The organism is Rhizobium sp. CFBP 8762, from assembly GCF_014841565.1.
Taxonomy (GTDB): domain Bacteria; phylum Pseudomonadota; class Alphaproteobacteria; order Rhizobiales; family Rhizobiaceae; genus CFBP-8762.
The window spans coordinates 157,682-180,206 of sequence record NZ_JACYUD010000002.1 but is presented as its reverse complement, the minus strand read 5'-3'; the positions used below and the strand labels follow the sequence as shown (position 1 = coordinate 180,206).

Annotated in this window: 18 protein-coding genes; 17 read left to right on the top strand and 1 reads right to left on the bottom strand. The window is 56.9% G+C overall.

Annotated features, from left to right (window positions below):
• Positions 1 to 151 precede the first annotated feature (151 nt).
• From IFT84_RS06020 to IFT84_RS05975, 10 genes are all read left to right on the top strand, one after another.
• Positions 152 to 1,114 (top strand): GDP-L-fucose synthase family protein, encoded by a 963-nt coding sequence (locus IFT84_RS06020; protein ID WP_192118303.1) that lies wholly within the window; start codon positions 152 to 154, stop codon positions 1,112 to 1,114.
• A 248-nt stretch (positions 1,115 to 1,362) separates the two neighbouring features.
• A complete protein-coding gene (locus IFT84_RS06015) occupies positions 1,363 to 2,112 on the top strand; it encodes a response regulator transcription factor (protein WP_244651115.1) in 750 nt (249 codons plus the stop codon).
• A 156-nt stretch (positions 2,113 to 2,268) separates the two neighbouring features.
• Positions 2,269 to 3,570, top strand: coding sequence for a hypothetical protein (locus IFT84_RS06010; RefSeq protein WP_206757395.1), 1,302 nt, complete (start codon positions 2,269 to 2,271; stop codon positions 3,568 to 3,570).
• Positions 3,571 to 3,660: 90 nt separating this feature from the next.
• Positions 3,661 to 5,139, top strand: coding sequence for an oligosaccharide flippase family protein (locus tag IFT84_RS06005; protein WP_206757394.1), 1,479 nt, complete (start codon positions 3,661 to 3,663; stop codon positions 5,137 to 5,139).
• 12 nt (positions 5,140 to 5,151) lie between these two features.
• A complete protein-coding gene (locus IFT84_RS06000; protein WP_192117763.1) occupies positions 5,152 to 6,123 on the top strand; it encodes a glycosyltransferase family 2 protein in 972 nt (323 codons plus the stop codon).
• 39 nt (positions 6,124 to 6,162) lie between these two features.
• On the top strand, positions 6,163 to 7,341 hold the full coding sequence (locus tag IFT84_RS05995; protein WP_192117762.1) for a glycosyltransferase family 4 protein: 1,179 nt from the start codon (positions 6,163 to 6,165) through the stop codon (positions 7,339 to 7,341).
• A 28-nt stretch (positions 7,342 to 7,369) separates the two neighbouring features.
• Positions 7,370 to 8,743 carry a glutamate-1-semialdehyde 2,1-aminomutase gene (locus IFT84_RS05990; RefSeq protein ID WP_192117761.1) on the top strand — a complete coding sequence of 458 codons (1,374 nt, stop codon included), beginning with the start codon at positions 7,370 to 7,372 and terminating at the stop codon, positions 8,741 to 8,743.
• 22 nt (positions 8,744 to 8,765) lie between these two features.
• On the top strand, positions 8,766 to 10,016 hold the full coding sequence (locus tag IFT84_RS05985) for an apiosidase-like domain-containing protein (RefSeq protein ID WP_192117760.1): 1,251 nt from the start codon (positions 8,766 to 8,768) through the stop codon (positions 10,014 to 10,016).
• 102 nt (positions 10,017 to 10,118) lie between these two features.
• Positions 10,119 to 11,177 (top strand): NAD-dependent epimerase/dehydratase family protein, encoded by a 1,059-nt coding sequence (locus tag IFT84_RS05980; RefSeq protein WP_192117759.1) that lies wholly within the window; start codon positions 10,119 to 10,121, stop codon positions 11,175 to 11,177.
• 5 nt (positions 11,178 to 11,182) lie between these two features.
• Entirely contained in the window at positions 11,183 to 12,472 is a 1,290-nt protein-coding gene (locus IFT84_RS05975) for a DUF4910 domain-containing protein (protein WP_192118299.1), read from the top strand.
• On the opposite strand, the gene rfbC is transcribed toward IFT84_RS05975, so the two are convergent.
• Complete coding sequence (rfbC, locus tag IFT84_RS05970) at positions 12,464 to 13,015, bottom strand: dTDP-4-dehydrorhamnose 3,5-epimerase (RefSeq protein WP_192117758.1); 552 nt, start codon at positions 13,013 to 13,015, stop codon at positions 12,464 to 12,466. The genes IFT84_RS05975 and rfbC overlap by 9 nt on opposite strands.
• A gap of 261 nt (positions 13,016 to 13,276) precedes the next feature.
• On the opposite strand from rfbC, the gene IFT84_RS05965 reads away from it, so the two are divergent.
• The 7 genes from IFT84_RS05965 (at position 13,277) to IFT84_RS05935 (ending at position 22,472) form a co-directional block, all read left to right on the top strand.
• The gene (locus IFT84_RS05965) at positions 13,277 to 14,578 is read left to right on the top strand and encodes a class I SAM-dependent methyltransferase (RefSeq protein ID WP_192117757.1); all 1,302 of its coding nucleotides are present in this window, start codon (positions 13,277 to 13,279) and stop codon (positions 14,576 to 14,578) included.
• Complete coding sequence (locus IFT84_RS05960; protein WP_192117756.1) at positions 14,575 to 15,387, top strand: sugar phosphate nucleotidyltransferase; 813 nt, start codon at positions 14,575 to 14,577, stop codon at positions 15,385 to 15,387. Before IFT84_RS05965 ends, IFT84_RS05960 begins: the two co-directional genes overlap by 4 nt.
• Complete coding sequence (locus tag IFT84_RS05955; protein ID WP_192117755.1) at positions 15,384 to 16,040, top strand: PIG-L deacetylase family protein; 657 nt, start codon at positions 15,384 to 15,386, stop codon at positions 16,038 to 16,040. Before IFT84_RS05960 ends, IFT84_RS05955 begins: the two co-directional genes overlap by 4 nt.
• 113 nt (positions 16,041 to 16,153) lie before the next feature.
• Entirely contained in the window at positions 16,154 to 16,927 is a 774-nt protein-coding gene (locus tag IFT84_RS05950; protein WP_244651114.1) for a response regulator transcription factor, read from the top strand.
• 66 nt (positions 16,928 to 16,993) lie between these two features.
• Complete coding sequence (locus tag IFT84_RS05945; RefSeq protein ID WP_192117754.1) at positions 16,994 to 19,117, top strand: GumC family protein; 2,124 nt, start codon at positions 16,994 to 16,996, stop codon at positions 19,115 to 19,117.
• Entirely contained in the window at positions 19,114 to 20,337 is a 1,224-nt protein-coding gene (locus IFT84_RS05940) for a polysaccharide biosynthesis/export family protein (protein WP_244651113.1), read from the top strand. Before IFT84_RS05945 ends, IFT84_RS05940 begins: the two co-directional genes overlap by 4 nt.
• A gap of 137 nt (positions 20,338 to 20,474) precedes the next feature.
• Entirely contained in the window at positions 20,475 to 22,472 is a 1,998-nt protein-coding gene (locus IFT84_RS05935) for a putative bifunctional diguanylate cyclase/phosphodiesterase (protein WP_192117753.1), read from the top strand.
• Positions 22,473 to 22,525 lie beyond the last annotated feature (53 nt).

Below are 22,525 nucleotides of genomic sequence, written 5' to 3'. Positions count from 1 at the left end.
TTCGGTCGCCTTGCTGTTATCTACCGCGCTCTCGATAGTAAGCACTGATTTGTCCATCGACAGAATCGCGATTGCCAGAGGCTTTGCCGCCTGCGTGTCGGATGACAATGACCCCTCCGCATACCCGACCGTCATGAAGGAAAAGCTCGCAATGAATATCAGTGAGAGAAGCGTAATGTCGTCTTTCCAGCTTCAAGGAAAACGCGTCTGGGTGGCGGGCCACACGGGTCTGGTTGGCTCCGCTCTGGTGCGACGACTTGCACAGGAGCAATGCCAGGTTCTGACCGTGACACATGGTGAACTGGACCTGACCCGCCAAAGCGATACGGAAAACTGGATGCGCCGCGCAAAGCCGGATGTTGTCTTTATTGCTGCGGCGCGTGTCGGTGGTATTGCTGCCAATGCCCGCTACCCGGTGGATTTTCTTTATACTAATACCATGATCGCCATGAACATTGTGCGTGCTTCCTTTGATCTCGGCGTTCAAAAACTGATGTGCATGGGGTCAAGCTGTGTGTATCCCAAACACGCCAGCCAACCGATTGCTGAAAACGACCTGCTGACCGGCAGTCTGGAGCCAACAAACGAGGCTTACGCCGTGGCCAAGATTGCGGCCATCAAGCTCGCATCCGCGTATGCGCAGCAGTACAACCGCAGCTATATCTCCATCATGCCGACCAACCTGTACGGCCAGAACGATAATTTCGATCTGGAAAATTCCCATGTCATTCCTGCGCTGATCCGCAAAATTCACGATGCCAAGATCAATGAGCGTGACAGCGTGGTGGTCTGGGGTTCGGGTTCGCCCCTGCGCGAGTTTTTGCACGTCAACGATCTGGCGGATGCCTGCGTGTTTCTGATGAAGCGATACCAGGGGCCTGACCTGATTAATATCGGATCGGGTCAGGAACTGTCGATCCGCGAACTGGCGCTGCTGATTGCAAGGGTTGCGAACTACAATGGCAATCTCGTCTTCGATGCCTCCAAGCCGGATGGAGCTCCGCGCAAACTGGTCGACAGTTCCCATCTCAAGGCGCTTGGCTGGACACCCAGCATCAGCCTTCAGCAGGGCCTTGAAGAACTATACAGCCGATGGGCCGTCGCTCTGACGTGAAATGCCTCCCGTCATCGAGATTTTCGCCGATCCTTAATAATTAAGGGAACAATTCGGAGAAAATATAATTAACCACTACAAATAGGGATTGATTTCTTGTAGGTCGCCGATTTTGGTGTTACTTATGGTCAGCAAGTATAGTTTTTCAAATAAACTTTTATCACATGCATAATTTTTGATGAGAGATTTTATATAAGTAAAATATAGAAGTATTCGTGAAGTGCTGCACCTGAACTTTGGGAGACGTTATGAGCGAGCATGCACATCAAAATGACTACAGGCAGACAGCCGCAATTCAGAACGCACGACTGAGCATCGTGCCGGACGGCGTCAGGCGGGAGGGGGCTGCCTACCAAGGACAGATGATCCTCGATCTGATTGACGACCGTGCTCTGGACCGTGAATGTCTTGCGCAATCTCTCATCTCTCACGGGCTGGACATGGATATTGTCATGCACAGCACGATCGAAAGCTGGAAGGCGCAACACAGCCGCAATACATCCGGGGTACTGCTGAATATTGGCGGCAGAAGTCTGACGGACGAAAACCTCGTCAAATCGGTTCGTGAATTGGTTGGCGAGTTTTCTGACAAACCCGTGATCATCCTGGCCGAAAACTATGAGCTTCGCCAGATTTTACTGGCTCTCGACCTCGGTGTTAAAGGGTTCATTCCCTCCGATGTCGGGCTGACGGTTTGCGTCGGCGCCATTTCGCTAGCACTGTCTGGTGGCGTGTTTATCTCGACCGAGAGCCTGCCGGAACTGAGGCGTTTGCTATCGCTTGCCGATCAGCGTGAGCGCAAGCGGGCCGAAATGTTCACGCCACGTGAAGAAGATGTTATCAAGATTCTTCGTCGCGGCAAGCCGAACAAAATTATTGCGTATGAACTGGCCCTTCGCGAAAGTACTGTGAAGGTTCATGTCCGCAATATCATGAAAAAACTGAACGCACGCAACAGAACTGAAGTGATCTTCAAGATCAACAGTCTGTTTGACTGACGTTATGGAGGGTTCTTCGTTGAGCCCTGCCAAAAGCGTGTGAAGATCTTTCAGATCCGGTCATCACGCTGCCAATGCTCATGCGCATCCATGAATACAAATCTGGTGCATACTCTGCGTTCCAAGCTGTAGAGCGGCAACTTCGAAAGATCGACGATGGTATGGATCGGCATTGCACTTTTGTTGTGCACAACAATTGCTGTCCTAGGGCACGGCCTATGGAAACGCGGCGGTTTCTACGGTTTTCCGTTCCTGGCTGCGGCCATGTTTCTGACCTTTGTGCTGCCCCAGATTCCCGGCCTGGTGGACGATCCGTTCCTGCCATCCGAGGGTGCCTTGAACCGGGCTGTGTTTTTCTCGTGGCTATGCCTCGTTATGTGCGTCGTGGGCTGGCAACTGGGCAAGCATACGAAACAGGGCCCGGACATGGTGTTCAGCGAAAAACGACTGCTGATCTACGCTGCCGGTCTTTCGCTCGTCGGCGCGTATTTCTTCCACAAATTCGGTCAGCTGGATGACGAAGAACGACTGCGCGGGTTCTTGACGGGAACCGCCGTCGCGTATCTTTTCTTTGCCAAGCTGCTGACCTACGGCCTTGCGATCGCGCTTTTGTGCTTTGCGAAACGTCCCTCTGCCGCGGCCCTGTGTATCATCCTGTTTGACGGCATCTTCTATTTCGACCGTATCGTCATCGCTGGCCGCCGGGGAGAAACCGCTGAACTCGCTTTGATGGTGGCCCTTGCACTGTGGTTCACGAAGGGTCGAGCCGTTCCCCGCGTTGTTGTCTCACTCAGCATGGTTTTTGCCGTGCTTGGACTTTTGACCGCAGGCGAATATCGCGCCGCCACCTATTATAATGGTGCACCGGACTGGAGCGCGGTTCTCAACATCGACCCCGTGGAAAACTGGCGAAAACTGGTTTCGGAAGGCGGGCCCGAGTTTCGCAACCTTGTCTTTTCCCTGTCCCATATCGCCGATAATCAGGCCTTCGATTACGGAGCCTTTCACTGGAACTCGCTCGTGCATTCCTATGTACCGGCGCAACTATTTGGAGACAGCCTCAAGGACGCCCTCTACATCGAAACGCCTCCGATCTATTCGATTAACTACGAACCAGCACCCGGCAGCACCGAGACCGGCATGATGGATTCGTTTGCTTCTTTCTGGTATTTTGGGGCTCTGAAATTTGCCATCATCGGCGGGGTTCTGTCCGCCATTTATTGCTGCGCGATCAACGGAAATACCACGATGCAGCTCCTCTACATGCTTTCGGCGATGCCGGCCATGCTGGTGGTGACGCATTTCACCAACGAGCTGGCCATTGCCTGGGTGCACATGTTTGCCTTCATCATACCGGGGCTGCTCTATGCGCGGATTGGACCGCGCAGGCCGGGTCAAAGTGCTGCTGTCTTCGACACGCCATCTACCCCTGTCGCCTTTTCTACGTCCAATGGCTGAATTGTCTACCTCCTGTTAATCTTGGTAAACAGGCAGGTATAGGCGCGCGTGCGCCGCTACCCTTTCCCTTTGACAGTTCAAGGAGCTATGATGAGGACCGTTCGACGGGCTTATTTTATGGCTTCCCTGGAGCAACATTCGCAGATTGTCGTCAGTCTGGCGATGATTTCCGTTATTTCCAGACTGTTGAGCCCGGCGGAAATTGGCCTGTCCGTCATCGGACTCGCGGTGGCTGGCATTGTGTTTACCGCACGTGAATTTGTGACCAGCGACGTTCTCATTCCTCCAGGTGTTATCGATATCCGCGATATTCAGACGGCCTCCACGTTGGTTGTCGGTTGCGCGGTTTTGATCAGCATAGGGTTGTTTGCATTCGCACCGCTTCTCGCAAATTTCTACGGCGAACCTTTGATGATCCATTTCTTGAGGGTGATGGCGCTAAGTGGAATATTCGACGCGTTCACATGTCCCACCAGCGCGATCCTGCGACGGGATATGGACTTTGGAACCCTGACACGGGTGAGCGTGCTGACCAGTCTTGTCAACGCCGGTTCTGTGCTGCTTCTGGCCGCTTTCGGCATGGGCGCCATGAGTTTCGCGCTAGGTGCTCTTGCCGCCTGCGTTGCACGTATGGCGCTGTTGTTTCATGCGGTTCCAAATCTGCGAATGTATATACCCCGGCTGACCGGAAGCCGTGCGGTCTTCTCATTTGGCATCTACAAAGGAGCGTCCTCTCTGCTGGACAAGGCTTATGATGCGCTTCCCCAATTGGTACTTGGACGCATACTGCCCCTGTCATCGGTTGGGCTCTATAACCGTGCCAACCTTGCCTGTTCCCTGCCGGACAAAATCCTCCTGTCGGCTGTCTATTCGGTCGCTTTCCCGGCGTTTGCGGCCGAAGTCCGTGCCGAGAACGACGTCGCCAAACCGTATTTGCGGATGATCTCTTACATCACCGCGCTGTACTGGCCTGCAACCCTGATGCTGGCCATTCTGGCGGACCCCATCGTCAGACTTGTTCTCGGGAACAACTGGCTGATGGCGGTTCCCATCGTGCAGATACTCGCGTGCGCATCCGTATTCTATTTCCCCAACATCCTTACCTATCCGATTCTGATGGCGCTGGGTGCTAATCGTGCAGCTTTTGCCTCCAATGTGATCGGGCGAGGTCTATCCACACTCATCATCTGTGGTGCCAGTTTTTACGGTTTGATTGTGCTGGCGTCGAGCCAGTTTATCGCCATGCCGTTGCAGATGATCGTGTCGTTGACCTATGTGCGCAGGCATGCCCCTTTCGGTTGGCCAGCCTTTTTCGCCGTGCTGACGCAGAGCGGTATTGTCACCGCTTTTGCCATCGCTGGTCCGCTGGTGGTGGTGGGCATGAATGGGTTTAGCGGCGCGCTGAGCTTCACACAGGCAGGGCTGTGCGCTGTGCTATCGGCTATCGGCTGGGGTTTCTCGTTGATCCTGACGCGTCACCCCCTGCTGGCCGAATTTTCCCGTCTGACCGGTAGGACCTTGCCGCCCTGGCTATCCTGGTCCGGCCGACAGCAAACGCAGGAAAGCTGAAAGGAGAGGGCAATGTCCAGCATCGATATCGTCATTCCAAACTTCAACTACGGACATTACCTTCAGGCATGTGTGGAGAGTGTCACGTCGCAGGGCGTGGACAATCTCCGGATCCTGATCATAGACAACGCCTCTACCGATAACAGCGTGGACATTGCGCAATCGCTGGCACGAGCCGATTGCCGTATCACCGTTGTGGTTCACCCGGAAAACCTTGGAGCGAATGCCTCTTTCAACGAAGGTGTGGATTGGGCAGAAGCCGATTATTTTTTAATTCTGTGCTGTGATGATCTTTTGGCTCCGGGCGCACTGAAAAAAGCGATGTCGGTTCTGGATGAGCAGCCGAATATCACCCTGACAAACGGTCGTTCGCTTTACTGGCATTCGGGCAGCAAGCCGCGAAATCTAACGCCAGCATCCGGCCAGTGGACGGTTGAAAGCGGACAGGCATTTATAGAGCGCGCCTCAGCCTTTGGCGGCAACCCCGTCAGCGGCCCGACAGCCATTGTGCGCACCAGTGCACAGAAACGCGCGGGGCACTATAACCCGGCCCTGCCGCACACGGACGACTTGGAGATGTGGTTGAAGCTGGCGGCGCTTGGAGATGTCGCGACCACCGACCGCGTACAGGCAGTGGCCCGCGTTCATGGCGAAAGCCGGTCGGCCAGTGTCGCGTCCATGTACGAGTGGAGCGTGGAGTTTGATGCTGCCTACACATCGTTCTTCCTGAGCGAAGGGCGTCATCTGAAACATGCGCGAACAAACCTGCGCAAGGCCCGCCGCGCGCTCAGCGACCGGTGCTACAGCAGCGCGCTGCTCGCCGGCCTTCACGGAGACCGTCAGGCTTTCCGGTTGCTGGCGCAGGCAATCCGCTTGCGGCCGGGTGCGGTGCTGCCGCCGGTCAGCTATCTCCTGCGCAAGCAACTGGTTCGCAATGCGACGACAACACTATCGATTATCGGCGGAGTGTTTCCGCAATTGTGACGCCGTTCGCAGAAACGAACGGCTTCAGGGAGGACGATGATGAAATTTGCCTATTGCGTCACGCCCCATATCGGCGGCACGTATACCGTCTTCCGTCACCTGCGGCAGGGCCTGGCACCCCATGGCATCGATGTCCGATGGCTTGGCGTTGGCACGTCGCTGGCCGATATGCCCGATTCAGAATTTGGTGAAAGCATCGATGCGGCGCTCCCGGAGGAGGAGCAGGCCGAAACGATGATCCAGATCCTGAACGCTGGCGGATATGATGGCGTCTTCATCAACGTGCTGACCGCCCGTATGCAGATGAACATTGCCCGCTATCTGCCCAGGCATCTGCTGCGGGTGATGATTGTCCATAACATCACGCCCGGCACCTATGTTGCGGCGCAGGCGATACGGGACAATGTGCACGCTACCGTCGGGGTCTCGAAACGCTGTCGCACCGATCTGATCAATCTCTATCATTTCCTGCCAAAGCGCACACTGACCATCGAGAATGCGGTGGACGCGCGGGGTATGCGGGGCATCGAGCGCATGGCGAGCAATCGACCGGGTTTGCGCATGGTGTTTCTGGGCCGCGTCGAGGATGCTTCGAAGGGCGTGATGCTGCTTCCAGCGCTTCTGGACGAACTGCCCCGGGATTTTACCTTGACCATTGCAGGGGATGGGCCGGATTTGCCACGCCTCAAAACCAGACTTGCGCGCTTTGCAGATCGCGTCACTTATCTGGGTTTTGTTGCGCCGGAACGGATATCGACGGTGCTGCTCAACCATGATGCGTTGATCATGCCCTCCCGGTTCGAGGGGTTCGGGTTGACGTTGGTGGAAGCCATGGCAGCGGGCTGTGTGCCCGTGGCCACCATGCTGTCCGGTGTTACTGATACGATTGTCACGCATGGCCAGACGGGCTTTCTGTTTCCCGTGGGGGATATGCGCCGTGCCGCGCTCATCATGGCTGCGCTGACCGAGCAAACAGTGCGGACGCGCATGTCGAATGCGGCGCGTGCTGCCGTGCTCAAAGATTTTACGATTGAACGGATGGGGCAGCGTTACGCCGAGCTCATCCACACAATCAAAGCCAGTCCGCCGGCCATCGCTCCGGTCCTGCCGGTCAGCGAGTGGTCCATTCCCAGAGGGTTGCGGGCGGGCCTGCGCACCTACCTGCCGGTGCCGGTCAAGAACTGGGTGCGCGGCTGGCGAGAACGTCATTCGGCATGATGGAGACAAGACATGATAGGGGCAAAACATGGCTGCGTTCATACAGACCTTTGAGGGTTCCGACCGGTTACGCCGACGCGCACATGATATGATCCCCGGCGGAGCGCACACCTATGCCAAGGGGGACGATCAATATCCTGTGTTGTCTCCCGGTTTTATCGCTAGCGGCTCCGGCTGTCACGTCACCGATGTGGACGGCAACACCTACATTGAATATGGCATGGGCAACCGCGCGGTGGGACTGGGACATGCGTATCCCCCGGTGCTCAATGCCGTGCGCCAGCAACTGGAACTCGGCTGCAACTTTACCCGACCGGCGCGCATAGAGGTGGAATGCGCAACACGGTTTCTGGAACTGGTTCCGGGCGCGGATATGGTGAAGTTTTGCAAGGATGGGTCGGATGCCACATCGGCCGCGGTTCGTCTGGCCCGCGCAGCAACCGGGCGTGATCTGATCGCGCGCTGCGCCGATCATCCTTTTTTCTCCACCGATGACTGGTTCATTGGCACGACCGATATGAATGCGGGCATTCCACAGGCGGTGCAGGCGTTGACGCTGGGTTTCCGCTTCAATGATCTGGAAAGCGTCCGCGACCTGTTCACTCAACATCCAGGGCAGATCGCCGCCATTATTTTGGAACCGGCACGCGGGCCAGAACCAACGGATGCATATTTGCGCCAGTTGCAAGTGTTGGTGCAGGAACAAGGTGCGCTGCTGATTCTGGATGAGATGATTACCGGTTTTCGCTGGCATTCCGGGGGCGCGCAGACCCTCTATGGCATAACGCCGGATCTTTCCTGCTTCGGCAAGGCGCTCGGCAACGGGTTTGCCCTGTCGGCACTGGCGGGCAGGCGCGATTTGATGGAGCTGGGCGGGATCGAGCAGACGGACAAGCCGCGCGTCTTTCTGCTATCCACCACTCATGGGGCCGAAACCCATGCCATGGCAGCCGCAATCGCCACCATGAAAGTGTACCGGGACGAGCCGGTTATCGCGTACCTTGAAAAACAGGGGAAGGCGTTGAAACAGGGGGTGGACCAGGTCATCGACAGGCATGGTTTGAACCAGCATGTGCGTATCGTCGGTCACCCCGCTTGCCTGAGTTACGCAACGCTTGATCAGAACCTACAGCCCTCGCAGGCGTTCCGCACCCTGCTTTTGCAGGAAACCATCCGCCGGGGCGTACTGGCACCATCGCTTGTGGTCAGCTACACGCATGAGGCTGACGACATCGCCCGCACGGTCGATGCCTTCGATGGCGCTTTGGGTGTTTACGCGCAGGCGCTCGAACGGGGCGTGCATGGTTTTCTGGTGGGCAGGCCATCGGCTATCGTGTTTCGCCGCTTTAACGAGTACTCACGAGGTGAACCACGGCGCGCCGCCAAAGCCAGCCGTGGTTAGGTGGATCGTTCTGGTAGCCTGCATGTTTGCCTTGCTGGCGGGCGCGGCGCGGGCGCAAACGCAGTTTCCCTTGAAAGTGTCAGCCAATGGGCGTTTTCTGGAGGACGCGGGAGGCCAACCCTTCCTGATCACAGGCGATGCCGCATGGTCGGCCATTGCCGAATTATCGGCTGAGGACATGACTGCGTACCTCGATGACCGCCATGCCAAAGGCTTCAACACGATCCTTGTTTCGCTGATCGAGCATCAATTCTCGCGGTACGCGCCACGTAACGTTTACGGAGATGCGCCTTTCGAGAATTCCGACTTTGCAAAACCCAACGACGTCTACTTTGCGCGTGCGCGTGCGTTTGTCGAAGAGGCCAACCGGCGAGGCATGCTTGTGCTGCTGGCACCGGCCTATCTTGGCATCGGATGCGGCGGGCAGGGCTGGTGCGAGGCCATGCAGGCGTCCGGCCCGGACGCTCTTAACGCCTATGGCCGCTATCTGGCCCGTCAGTTTGCAGGACTACAGAATATCATCTGGTTACACGGCGGCGATGCCGATCCGCCTCAGCCATGGCTTGTCGAGACTATTGCAAGCGGGTTGAAGGCGGGTGGAGCGACGGGTCTCCAAAGCTTCCATGGAGCGCGTGATGGAAACCCGAGGGATGTGTTCCCTACGGCCAACTGGTTGGATATCGATACGCTCTACACCTATGAGGGGGTACGGCCAGCAGCCCTAAAACGGTATGCACGGATGCCGAAAAAGCCGTTCATACTGGTGGAAACACACTATGAGGGTGAACGGGGTGTTACCGCGCAAGCCATACGGGCCAGCGCCTATGAAGCGCTGCTATCGGGTGCCGCGGGCCAGATCTACGGTAACAATCCGGTCTGGCATTTCGGCAGTTCGGGCATTGAGTCGTCACCACTGACGTGGCAACAAGCCCTGAACAGCGAAGGCGCCGAGAGCATCGGGCAGTTGTCAAAGCTGTTCCGCCGCTTACCATGGTGGCAGTTGCAGCCAGGCGGCAATGCGGACGTAGCAGAGGCGACAACGGCGGATAAGAGCCTGGCAGTCGTTTACACAACATCTGGCGCGAACGTCACGTCGCCCTTGGCGGGCACTGAAACAGAAGCGATATGGTTTGATCCGGTAAACGGAAAGCTTCAACCTGCCAAATCCGAACCTGATCAAAACGGCACGTATGCGACGCCCGGCACGAATGCCGGGGGAGGCACGGATTGGCTGCTGATCCTTGGACCCTACCCGAAAGAGGTAGGCAGGTAACCTCCGATACCTCGCCTTCGCGAGAGTGCCAGCCCTTTTCCGCAATGGCTGCACCCAAACGGTATCGCTAGCATCCATCATCACCATAAGGGGCATAGGCACATGAAAGTTTTGGTTACAGGGCATCGGGGCTATATCGGGTCGGTTATGGTGCCAATCCTTTTGCAGGCTGGACATGCGGTTCAAGGACTGGACAGCGGGCTCTATCGCCGTTGCGCCTATGCGCCGGGAGGCGTCTCTGCTCAGGTGCCTGCACAGGAGAAAGATATTCGTGATGTGCGACCCAGTGACCTCACGGGTTTTGATGCTGTCATCCATCTCGCCGCCTTGTCGAACGATCCGCTGAGCAATCTGGACCCTGAGGTTACCTATGCCATCAACCACAAAGGTGCTGTTCGTGTAGCGACGGCAGCAAAGGCTGCCGGTGTGACACGGTTTTTGTTTGCCTCGTCCTGCAGCAATTACGGCCTGTCCGGCGCGGACCTGATTGATGAAAATGGCGCCCTTAACCCGGTTTCGGCCTATGGCCACTCCAAGGTGCGGGCGGAGCACGACATTGCGGCGCTTGGCGACGCGGACTTCGCCCCAGTCTTTCTACGGCCTGCCACTGCCTACGGGCTTTCGCCCATGTTGCGGTTCGATATCGTGCTCAACAATCTCGTGGCCTGGGCGGTGACGCAAAACGTCATCCACATGAAATCCGATGGAACGCCATGGCGTCCCATTGTCCATATTCGCGATATTTCGAGTGCCTTTCTCGCCGCGCTGGAAGCGCCAAGCGAACGTGTTCACAATCAGGCCTTCAATGTGGGGCAGACCGAGCATAATTATCAGATCCGCCAGATTGCCGAAGTTGTGGCCGCGACAGTTCCAGGCTGCCGTCTGGAATATGCTGATGATGCCGGACCCGATCCGCGGTCATACCGCGTCGACTTTTCCAAAATCGCCCGTGTACTTCCGGCCTTCCGTCCCCAGTGGGATGTCGTTGCCGGCGCAAAAGAGCTTTTCGAGGCTTACACAGGCAGCGGCCTGACGCTCAGCGATTTTGAAGGCCCGCGCTATCAGCGGATCAGCCATATCCGCCAGCTGCTTGAGACCGAAACAATCGACAGCAGCTTGCGGTGGCCGGAGGCCGTGCTTCCTGCGCGGGCTTCGGCCTGATTGCTATGGATTTTTCACCGCAGACCAATCTGTCCATTGGTGACGACATCTACCAGCTGGCAAGCCGCCTGTTCCCGATCTGCCGCAGCATCACCGGCCCCGGTGTGCGCGAAACACTTGCTGTCATGGCCGAAACGATCTCTCTTGCGGTGCATGACGTGCCAAGTGGCAGACAGGTGTTTGATTGGGTCGTACCGCCGGAATGGAGGATCAGCGGAGCCACCATTCTGGACGCCTCCGGCCGGAAAATCGTGGATTTTGCTGACAGCAACCTCCATGTCATGGGCTACAGCATTCCCGTGCGGCGCACCATGACGCGTAGCGAGCTGGAACCCCACATCCACACGGCTCCGGACCAGCCCGATGCCATCCCGTACCGCACCAGCTACTACCAGCCAAACTGGGGGTTTTGCCTGGCGCACAATCGCTGGCAGGAGGCAGGGGACGGTCCGTTTGAGGTCGTTATCGACTCGCATTTTCACGAGGGTTCACTCACCTACGGCACGTTTACCCATAAAGGCACGAGCGAGCGTGACGTGCTGTTTTCCGCCCATATCTGCCATCCTTCCATGGCCAACGACAACTGTTCCGGGCTGGCGGTTCTGGCCCATGTTGCGCAGGCTTTGCGCGGGCGTACAACATGGTACAACTATCATTTTCTGTTTGCGCCCGGCACGATCGGTGCGCTTTGCTGGCTACAGGAGAATGAGCAGCACCTGCACCGGCTGGACCATGGGCTTGTCGTCTCCTGTCTCGGCGATAGCGGCGGACCGACCTACAAGCGCAGCCGACAGGGTAATGCCGTGATCGACCGGATCATGGCGCAGGTGGAGTGCGACGGGCGCAAAGCGTCCCTTCAGGATTTCAGCCCTTATGGTTATGACGAGCGGCAGTTTTGCTCGCCGGGTTTCAACCTGCCAGTAGGCCTTCTCCAGCGCAGTGCGCACGGCAGTTTCCCGCAATATCATACCAGCGATGATAATCTGAGTTTTATCACACCTGGTGATCTACAGGCATCCTACCGCATGATCATGGATGTGATCGACATATTGGAGGCCGATTATGTGCCGGTGAACCTCTCGCCAAAGGGAGAGCCGCAACTGGGACGGCGCGGCCTTTACAGCGCAACCGGCGGACACCGCACCGCGCCACCCGATACGCTCGCATGCCTGTGGGTGCTGAACCTTGCCGACGGAAACCATTCCCTGCTGGACATGGCGGAACGATCCGGCGTGCCCTTTGCGACGCTTGCAGACTCCGCGCGTCGCCTGCGAGAAATCCAGCTGCTAACCTGAATAACGCACTTCCTGTGTTTCGATCAGCGACCAGCTTTCGTCCTTTTCGGATATGCAGGATGGGCGAGCGGGCCAGTCTATGCCGATGGCCGGATCGTCATAGCGAAAACCGACGGATGACTGGGGCGCGTAGGGAACGGATATCAGGTAGGACACCACCGCATCATCTGTCAGGGACAGGAATCCATGCGCAAACCCCTGTGGAATATACATTTGCTTACCATTGCGTGCGCCGAGTTCGGTGCCGAACCAGTGCAGGTAGCTGCGTGAGTGCGGGCGCATATCGACGGCCACGTCGAACACCGCGCCGCGCACGCAGGATACCAGCTTCACCTCCTCGTGGGGCCCAAGCTGCATGTGCAGACCGCGCAACGTATGCCGGGCGCTGGAATAGGACTGGCTGTGCTGTACGAAGCTGTTAGTCAGCGCCCGTTCTTCAAACTCCCGCACGCAGAACGTGCGCGCGAAAGAACCGCGATGATCGATAAACGGCTCCGGCTCGATTAGCCAAACCCCTGCAAGCTGTGTTTCGGAAAACTGCATCGTGCCTCTCCGTGATCCGTCGAGAAGCCAGTGTACAGAGCATTTGCGCGACCCCCAACTTGGCAAATGGGATAAGTATCTGCCCTTTGATGACATAGAGTGTACGCCTTGGTCGCAATGCTACCCCTTTCGGATAGGTTGGGTGATCGCATGGCGGTATCGTGCGTGCCACAACCTATGATTATAAATGGTTAACAGAGCGGGGCGACTCGAGAAAACGCAAAGTTTTCACGAGCTTGCAAGTGCAGGCACGAGGCAGAGATGAACCACCTACAGGCACACCAGACACACCACACCGGTATACTCAACCATACCCCATGCAGACTGTGCGGTGCCGGCCTCAACCGAACGTTCGTCGACCTCGGCATGTCGCCTCTGTGCGAAAGCTTTTTGTCCGCAGACCAGATCAATTCGGCGGAGACCACCTATCCGCTGCACGCCTATGTGTGTGAAAGCTGCCTTCTGGTGCAACTGCAGGCCTATGTGAGCCCGGAATCGATCTTCGAGGAATATGCCTATTTCTCCTCCTATTCCACCAGCTGGGTGGACCACGCTGCGCGCTATTGCGATGCAATGATCGACCGATTTAATCTGAACGGTGAGAGCCTTGTCGTGGAGGTGGCGAGCAACGATGGCTACCTCCTGCAACACTTCGTCGAGCGCAACATTCCGGTGCTGGGTATCGAGCCTGCCATCAACGTTGCACAGGCTGCGATTGCCAAAAATATTCCGACCATGATCGAATTCTTCGGCAGGGATTTGGGGCTTCGCATGGCGGGCGCGGGCCAGCAGGCGGACCTGATCGTCGGCAACAATGTGCTGGCACAGGTTCCTGATCTCAATGACTTTGTCGCCGGGTTGAAACACCTGTTGAAACCCGAAGGCATCATCACGCTGGAGTTTCCACATATCGCGACACTGATCGAGCACAACCAGTTCGATACGATATACCACGAGCATTTTTCCTACTTTTCGCTGCACACGGTGCAAATCATGGCGCGGCGCCACGGTTTGCGAGTGACCGATGTGGAGGAAATTCCGACCCATGGCGGCTCACTGCGGGTGTACCTGTCCCATGACGTTGCGCGAGGTTCTGTCAGCGTTGCGGTCGCGCGCCTGCTGGAGCGTGAGCGGCTTGCCGGTCTGCATGACATTGAAAACTATGCGCGCTTTGCAAAAAAAGCGCAGGAAACAAAGCGTGCGCTGCTCTCGTTGTTGATCCGGCTGAAGGAAGACGGCAAGTCCATCTGCGGCTACGGCGCTCCGGGCAAGGGCAACACGCTCCTGAATTACTGCGCAATTGGCACGGATTTTCTGGATTTCACAGTCGATCGCAACCCGTACAAGCACGGTCGATACACGCCGGGAATGCACATACCCATTTTGCCGGTGGATGCCATTGACCGCGAAAAGCCTGACTACATCCTTATCCTGCCTTGGAACCTGAAAGAAGAGATCATTGCGCAAATGCGCCATGTGGGGGACTGGGGGGGCAAGTTTATCGTACCCATTCCATCCGCGTGCATCATTGATCCCCTCTATCAAAAGGAGGCCACGCTATGAAGGTCGTTCTGTTTTGCGGTGGCCGGGGAACTCGTATTCGTGAATACGCGGAGAATGTCCCTAAGCCGATGATACCGCTTGGCTCCCAGCCCATCCTGCGCCATGTCATGCAGTATTACTCGGATTTCGGCCATGACGACTTTATCCTGTGCCTGGGCTATAAAGCCAATACGATCAAGGACTTCTTTCTCAACAGCCGTCCACAAACCTTTTCGGACTGTATCGTATCCGGTGATGGCAAGGTGGAACTGCTAGGCCAGGTACAGAGCAACTGGCGCATATCGTTGATCGATACCGGCATCTGGCGCAATATCGGTGAGCGGCTGTGGGCGGTGCGGGAACAACTGCGCGGTGAGCGCATGTTCATCGCCAACTACAGCGACGGCCTGACCGACGTCGACCTCGACGACATGGTGGCGCAGTTTGAGGCAAGCGGAAAGCTGGCGTGTTTTCTGGCCGTGCGCCCACCTCTGACCTACCATCTTGCCGATATCGAGCCCGATGGGTCCGTGTCGCAGTTCCGCTCATCCGAGACATCCGACATCTGGATCAATGGCGGCTATTTCCTGCTCCGTGGCGAAATCTTCGACTACATGCAGGAAAAGGAAGAGCTGGTTCTGGAGCCTTTTACCCGGCTGATCGCCGACAATATGTTGATGGCCTACAAGCACGAAGGCTTCTGGCGTTCCATGGATACCCTGCGCGACTGGCAGGTGCTGGAAGAGATGGTGGAGCGCGGTGATATGCCGTGGACCCAACAGGCCCGCACCAACAAACGCACTGCTATTAAAATGGTGACTGCGCCATGAAAAGTCTGGCCTCGCTCATATCGGATAAGAGCGCGCTGACCATTCTGTGCATTGGAGCGCATTCCGACGATATTGAAATCGGGGCGGGGGGTACGATCCTTCGGCTGATTGAGAACGGGCTCGACCTGACGGTGCACTGGTGCGTATTGAGCGCCGATAATGAGCGCGGACAGGAAGCGGCGGCCTCTGCGCAGACTTTCCTGCGCGGCGTGCAGCAGCACCGTATTCACCTCGGCCAGTTCGATGACAGCCATTTTCCCGATCAGTCGCGGGCGATCAAAAAGTGGCTGATTGATATTCGGGAACAATGTTCGCCCGACATTGTTTTCACGCACAGCCACCATGATGCCCATCAGGACCACCGAACCGTCAACAGGCTGACGACGAATGTGTTCCGGGACAATCTTGTGGTGGAATACGAGATTCCGAAATGGGATGGAGACTTGACGGCACGCAACAGTTATGTGCCCATATCTTTGGATATACTAGACCGAAAGATTGGTCTTCTTATGCAGAACTTCGCCAGCCAGCGCTCGAAAGACTGGTTTGACGAAGATGTCTTTCGCGGTCTTGCGCGATTGAGAGGGATGGAATGCCGATCGGCCTCGCGTTTCGCTGAGGCTTTCACGATCCGCAAGCAGACATTGTTCTAAGCAGACATTGTTTCAAGCAGGCAGGCACATGAGCAGGCATACCCGGCGATCAGCGTCGGGCCTATACGCAGCAGCACTCCAGCAATAATATAATAATATAGGCAGGGATCAGCATGCAAGTCGATCATGATTTAACAGCGGCCATCAACGCGCTCAACTATTCACCACCCGCGTCCATGTTCGACGTCGATGATATTCTTGTTGTGCCTGACATCAAGCGCAAGCCAGTGCACTATGCACCCGGAGATTACGCGGCCATTATCGACAAGCGCAACCTTGATCGGGAGTGTCTGGCAGCCAGTCTGAACAGCCACAATGTCGGGCTGAAGATCATCACGTTCTCCAATCTTGAAGAGTGGGAAGCGCGCAAATCCGTTCTTGGGAAGTTGCGTGTCGTTCTCTTCAACACCGGCAGCGTGGATGTGGACGAGCAGGAGGTTCGTGCCGAAATCACGGAGCTTGTCTATGCTTTCGATCCGGTTCCCGTCGTCATCCTGTCCAACAATCAGGATTTGTCGACCGTGCTGAAAGTGGTGGATCTTGGCGTGCGCGGGTTCATTCCCACATCAGTTGGCATCGACGTGTGCATTCACGCGCTGGGACTGGCAGTAGCGGGCGGAACGTTCATTCCTGCCAGCAGCATCCTCACCATGCGCTGGCTGTTTGCCGGGCAAACGGTGGAAAAGCCAGTGACCAAAACGTCATTCACTGCCCGTCAGGCTGCGGTGGCAGAGGGCTTGCGTCGCGGTAAAGCCAACCGCATCATCGCGCTGGAGCTGAACCTGTGCGAAAGCACCGTCAAGGTTCATATTCGCAACATCATGAAGAAGTTGGGCGCTACCAACCGAACGGAAGTTGCCTATCGCATCGGCGATATGTCCAGTTGAGGACCAGACGGCGAGCAACCGTTCCCGTTACCGATTGCAAACGATTTCGAAGCAGGAAAGAAAGCCATGATCTGGCCCGGACAAACACGCGCTGAAGACAACCTGGCATACGCCCTGATTTCTGTTTTGTGGAAACGCCGCGCGCTGCTGATGGCAGGTATTGCGGCCGGGTTGTCGGTTGCCTTGCTTGGGTATCTTTCGGCACCCTCGCGCTACCGTGCGGAAACGGTTCTGGCGCTTGATCTGCGTAAGCTGCAGGCGGCACCAGGGGATGCGGTGGTGTCCGCTCTGCCGCAGGAAAGCCCGGTGTTGCGCACCGAGCTGGATATTATCGGCTCCCGCATGATGGCCGAGCGCGTTGTCGAGCAGGTCAAGGCAACCGATGCCACCAAAGGGCGCACATCCGGCATTACCGTGGATGACCTGCTGACCAATGTCCGCGCTGTCAACGATGGCCGCTCCTATACGATTTACGTGTCTTATACCGGCAGCGATCCGGAGGTCGCGGCTTTGGTGACCAACACCTATGGCAGTGCGTATATCGACTATCAGATCGGTCTTCAGACTTCAGCCACCCGTCGTGTCAGTGATTGGCTGGGCGGTCGTCTGGCGACGCTGCGGCAAACGCTCGAGGATTCCGAGCGGACAGCCACGGCATTCCGGGAAAAGTCCGGTATCGTCAAATCGAACGGCACGACGCTTCTGGCGCAGCAGATCGCCGGTATCAACAACGAGATGGCGGCGTCACGGGCACGAGAAGCGGGTTTGAAGGCGCGTCTGTCCACCGCACAGGATGCCAGCGGCGCGACTTTGTCCGAGGTGTTGAACTCGGCAACTATTCAGGCGCTCAGGGCAGAAGAAGCCCGGCTGAATCGTGCCCTCACACAGATTTCCGAGAGTGGCGCTACGAAAAATCCGCAGCTTCCGCAAATACGGTCACAAATCAGCACCTTACGGTCACAAATTGATACAGAGGTGCAGCAGATCGTTGCCAGCCTTCGTAACGAAATCGATGTGGCCGAGCGCCAGCAGGTGGGATTGCAGGCAAGCCTGCAACAAATGCAGACGGATATGTCGAAGGCCACTCAGGCCATTGTTCAGGCCGATCAACTGGATCGTGAGGCCAGCGCCAACCGCGCGATCTACGAAAGCTATCTGACGCGCTACAAGCAAACCATTGAACAGGACGGTATCGCAACCGCAGAAGCGCGCATTATTTCTCCGGCCATGCCGCCACAAAAGCGTGTCAGCCCCAATCTCATGGCCTGGATTCTGGCGGGTATGCTGCTTGGCGGAACGGTCGGTGTGGGACTTGCGCTCCTTCTGGAACTGCGTCGGCGGTCCAAGGCGCTGGCACAACGCCTGTCAGAAAAGACCGGACTGGCCGTTTTCGGCCAGCTTCCCGCGCTCAATGCTTTGGAAAGCCGTGATATTGCCCAGGCTGTGCGCAGCAGTGCGTCGCCGATGGGGCGGGCGCTGGCTGATCTGCAAGCAGTGCTCCGTCTAGCCCTGCCTGTTCAGCACACACCTGTTCTCGCCGTTGCCTCGCTGCGTGATCACGATGGCAAAACGTTCGTTGCCGCCAATCTGGCGCGGTCATTGACTGCCGCCGGTGTCTCGACTGTCGTGATCGATGCCAACCTGCGAAGCCCCGGTGTGGCAGAGGCGTTTGGCCTGCGGCCCAAGCACTATATTGACGAGATTGTCAGCGGAAAATCCGATCCTCGCGCGGTCACTCAGCGTGACGTTTCCGGTGTGGATGTTATCTGCGCGCGCGCCAGTGCTGCACCAACAGAGTTCTTGCTGGGCGACGCCCGGTTTGAGGGTATGATCGACGATCTCCGGCAACACTATCAGGTCATTCTCATCGATACGCCCTCTGTGACCGACGGTATGGATGCGGTTCGCATCGCCACTCTCTGTGATGGCCTGATGTTTGTCGTTACCGCTGGTGCCGACCCGGATGAGGTGAGCAAGGCAGTGCACGGGCTTCAGTCATCGGGGTGTACGGTGACAGGACTGGTGCTGAACGGAACCTCCAGTCACAGCTTGGGGCGGTCGCGAAAGCAGGCTGGCATACCGGCCCAGATGCCCGATTGGCTAACCACGGCGGTCGCCGCTGGAAAAAGTAGCGTTACCAAACCCATTGTCCCTGTTCCCCCCACTGCGCGCACGGATGTCGGCTCATGAAACCAAAGGGATTTTTCACCAAAGCCGCGCTGTGTGGCTGCTTGCTGGCGTTGGGTTTGACCGGACCCGCGTCTGCCGAAACCGCCCGGTACGAGGTGACGACCGGCGATACCCTGCTGATTACCGTCTACGGCGACGCCGGGCTGACCGGTACGTTTCCCGTCAGTACCGAGGGAACCATTGGCTATCCCATTCTCGGGAATGTTACCGTTACAGGCCGAACAGTGGGTGAGATCAGCGATGAAATCAGCGATTTGTTGAAAGAGCATATTGCCAACCTTTCCGTTGCCGTCGCGGTCAAGGAGTATGCGCCGGTTTTCATTCTGGGCGATGTGCAGCGTCCGGGCAAACAGGAATTCAGGCCCGGCATGATCGTGCTGGAACTGTTTGCGCTCGGTGGTGGACTGAAAGACCGCCTTGCGACCGGCGATGTGACCGAGGCGCAGCTCGCCACGCTTCGGCAGGACTATGCCGACATGGGCTTGCAGGTCTTCGCACAGACCATACGCCGGGCCCGCTTGCAGGCGGAACTCAGTGACGGAGCGTTTCAACCCGATGTCGATTTCAGCAATATTCGCGACAAAGCCGGCGCACAGGGGATCATTGACTCCGAGCAGCAGATGTTCGCGGCACGGCTAGCCGCCTACACGGCAGAGCTCAAAAGCACAGAGTTGCAAAAGATCAGCTATGTCGAAGAGATTGAGACCCTGAAGAAAAGCAGCGGTCTGCGCAATGAGGAACTGGCTCTGTTGAGCGAGGATGTGGATGCGGCCAGCAAATTGATGGAGCGCGGGCTATCACCCAAAACTGCGGTGCGGGAAAAGCAGCGGGAAATTTCCGCCACGAACAGGGATGCTCTGGAGGCCGGTTCATTCCTCGCGCGTGCCCAGCAAAACCTTTCCTCCATCGAAGGCCGTCTGCAAACGCTGAAGGACACCCGCCGCAACGACGCGGCACAGGGCCTGCGGGAGGTGGAACTGGACCTGCTGCGCCTCAAGCGGAAAATGGAATTTGCCCAACAGTCGCTGGCTGAAATGGGCGTCACCTTGCAAAACAGCGGAGCCAGCGTCGATTCGATGTTGCGCTTTTCAGCTGTCCGGCTGGTCGATGGCGTTTATCAGGAAACGCCTATAGAGCAGCACGACAGGGTTCTGGCCGGTGATATCGTGCGAGTCAGACTTTCGCTTGATGAAACCAACACGGCATCCGTGCAGAATTGATTGGCTACACTTCGCCAATATTACTACACATTAACCGTATCGTCAGTCGATGAACGAATTAATTCAGTTTATTCTGTTTAAGGTCTTCAAAAGACTCAAAAGTGTTTTATGTCATTCCAGGTCACTGGGATGCGATGATGAGTATATCCGACGAGACGACAACAACAGAACGCACACTGATCGACCGTGTCTTTATGCTCGATGTGCACTGCCCCCTGTTGCTGAAAGCCCAGTATGAAGCAGCGATCTCGAAATCGCCTATCTACTTCGCGTCGTTAATGGCATGTTGTGGTTTCATCATCTATTGCTACTGGGGCATTGCGCCCCTCTGGCTCGGTTTCATCGCACCGCTGATTATCTATCCTGTTTGTGGCCTGTGGATCTGCGCTTGGTATGTGTTGTGGCGGGGGGAAACGTCGCACGCTGTCATCGTGCGGCGCATGCGTCACATCTGCATGTCCAGCATGCTTTTCGCTGCGGCATTGGCGGTCTGGCCAACCGTACTGACGTTCTATGGAAATCACGACACATTCATTGTGTCCGTCGTCTATTTCAGTATGGGCACGCTGTGCGGGCTGGTGTGTATGACCCATTTTCGTGGTGCAATCATCGTGGTGATGGCCACTTGTCCGCCGCTTTACGCATCAATGGTGTATTTTCAGTACAAGACGGAGGTCTTGCCGCTGGCTGCTATCTTCATCATTTTGGTGGGCGTCAGCGCATGGATGTTGTTGCGGTATTGCTCGGACTTCTCAGCCTTGACTCTCTCACAAAGCCAGATGGCTCACCAGCGCAATGAACTCGCCGCTTTGAGTGAGGAAAATGACCGGATGGCCAATCTCGACGCATTAACCGGCCTCGCCAATCGCCGACGGTTCTTTTCGGATATGGCCAAGCGCCAAACTGATAACGAGCTCGCTTTCGCAATCGGTATTCTCGATCTCGACGGCTTTAAACCGGTCAACGATACCTACGGTCATGTGCTCGGTGATGAAGTTCTCAAGGTCCTTGCGCAAAGGCTTCTGGTGATTTGCGAAGGTCGGGCCGATGTGTATCGCCTTGGTGGCGACGAATTCGGAATCATCCTTCCGGGGGCGCGCAGCAGCGAGGAATTGTCGGGCGTGGCCGATGTCATTCTCGACGCTGTTCGCCTGCCGATTGCGGTTAATGGTTTGCAGGTCAATCTCGGCTGCACGCTTGGCTATGCGCGCTACCCGGAGTCCGCCTCGACCACCGCGCAGCTCTATGAGCGGGCCGATTACGCGCTCTATTACGCCAAACGCAACGGGCGGGGGCGGGCCGTGGTGTTCAACGCCGACCACGAGCGCGAAATCCGCGAACACAGCATTATGGAAACCACGCTGAAATCCTGTGACATGGAGAAGGAGTTCTACCTGCTGTTTCAACCGATTGTAGATGCGCGGTCCAACCGCACACTTGCATTTGAATGCCTGGCCCGCTGGGCAAGCCCCGAGCTGGGGCAGGTTTCACCGGCAGTGTTCGTGCGTGTGGCCGAGCAGGCCGGCGTAATCACCACCCTGACGCCCGTTCTGTTTGCCAAGGCGCTGGCTGCGGCCACGGCATGGCCGGAGCATGTTAGGATGACCTTCAATCTGTCGGCGTTCGACATATGCCTGCCGGGTCAGGCGGGTGTTCTGAACGCGTTGGTCGCGGGCTCAGGCATCGCGCCGGAGCGCATTGACTTCGAACTGACAGAAACCGCCATCACGCAGAACTTTGAGCTGGCACGGGAGAATATGCGTCTGCTGCGGGAGGCGGGCTCCAACATTGCGCTGGATGATTTCGGCACGGGCTATTCCAGTTTGAGCCATATCCACCGCCTGCCGCTCGACAAGATCAAGATTGACCGCAGCTTCGTACAGGATGTGGAAAGCAACCAGACGAGCCACAAGATCATCAAATCACTGAGTGCGCTTTGCCTCGATATGGGACTGGAATGCGTGGCTGAAGGGGTAGAAAGTGGTGTGCAGGTGCGCACGCTGGCAGGCATAGGGTGCAACATGATTCAGGGATACTATTTCGCGCGCCCCATGCCGGCTGATGAGATTGATGGCTTTTTGGCACGGACACTGCCTGTATCTTCCGACCAGCCGGAAGCTGTGGAACTGGCCTAAACGCCGCATGCGTCTTTCATTCCTCCAACAGAAGCTTACATAGCAGCCAGCCT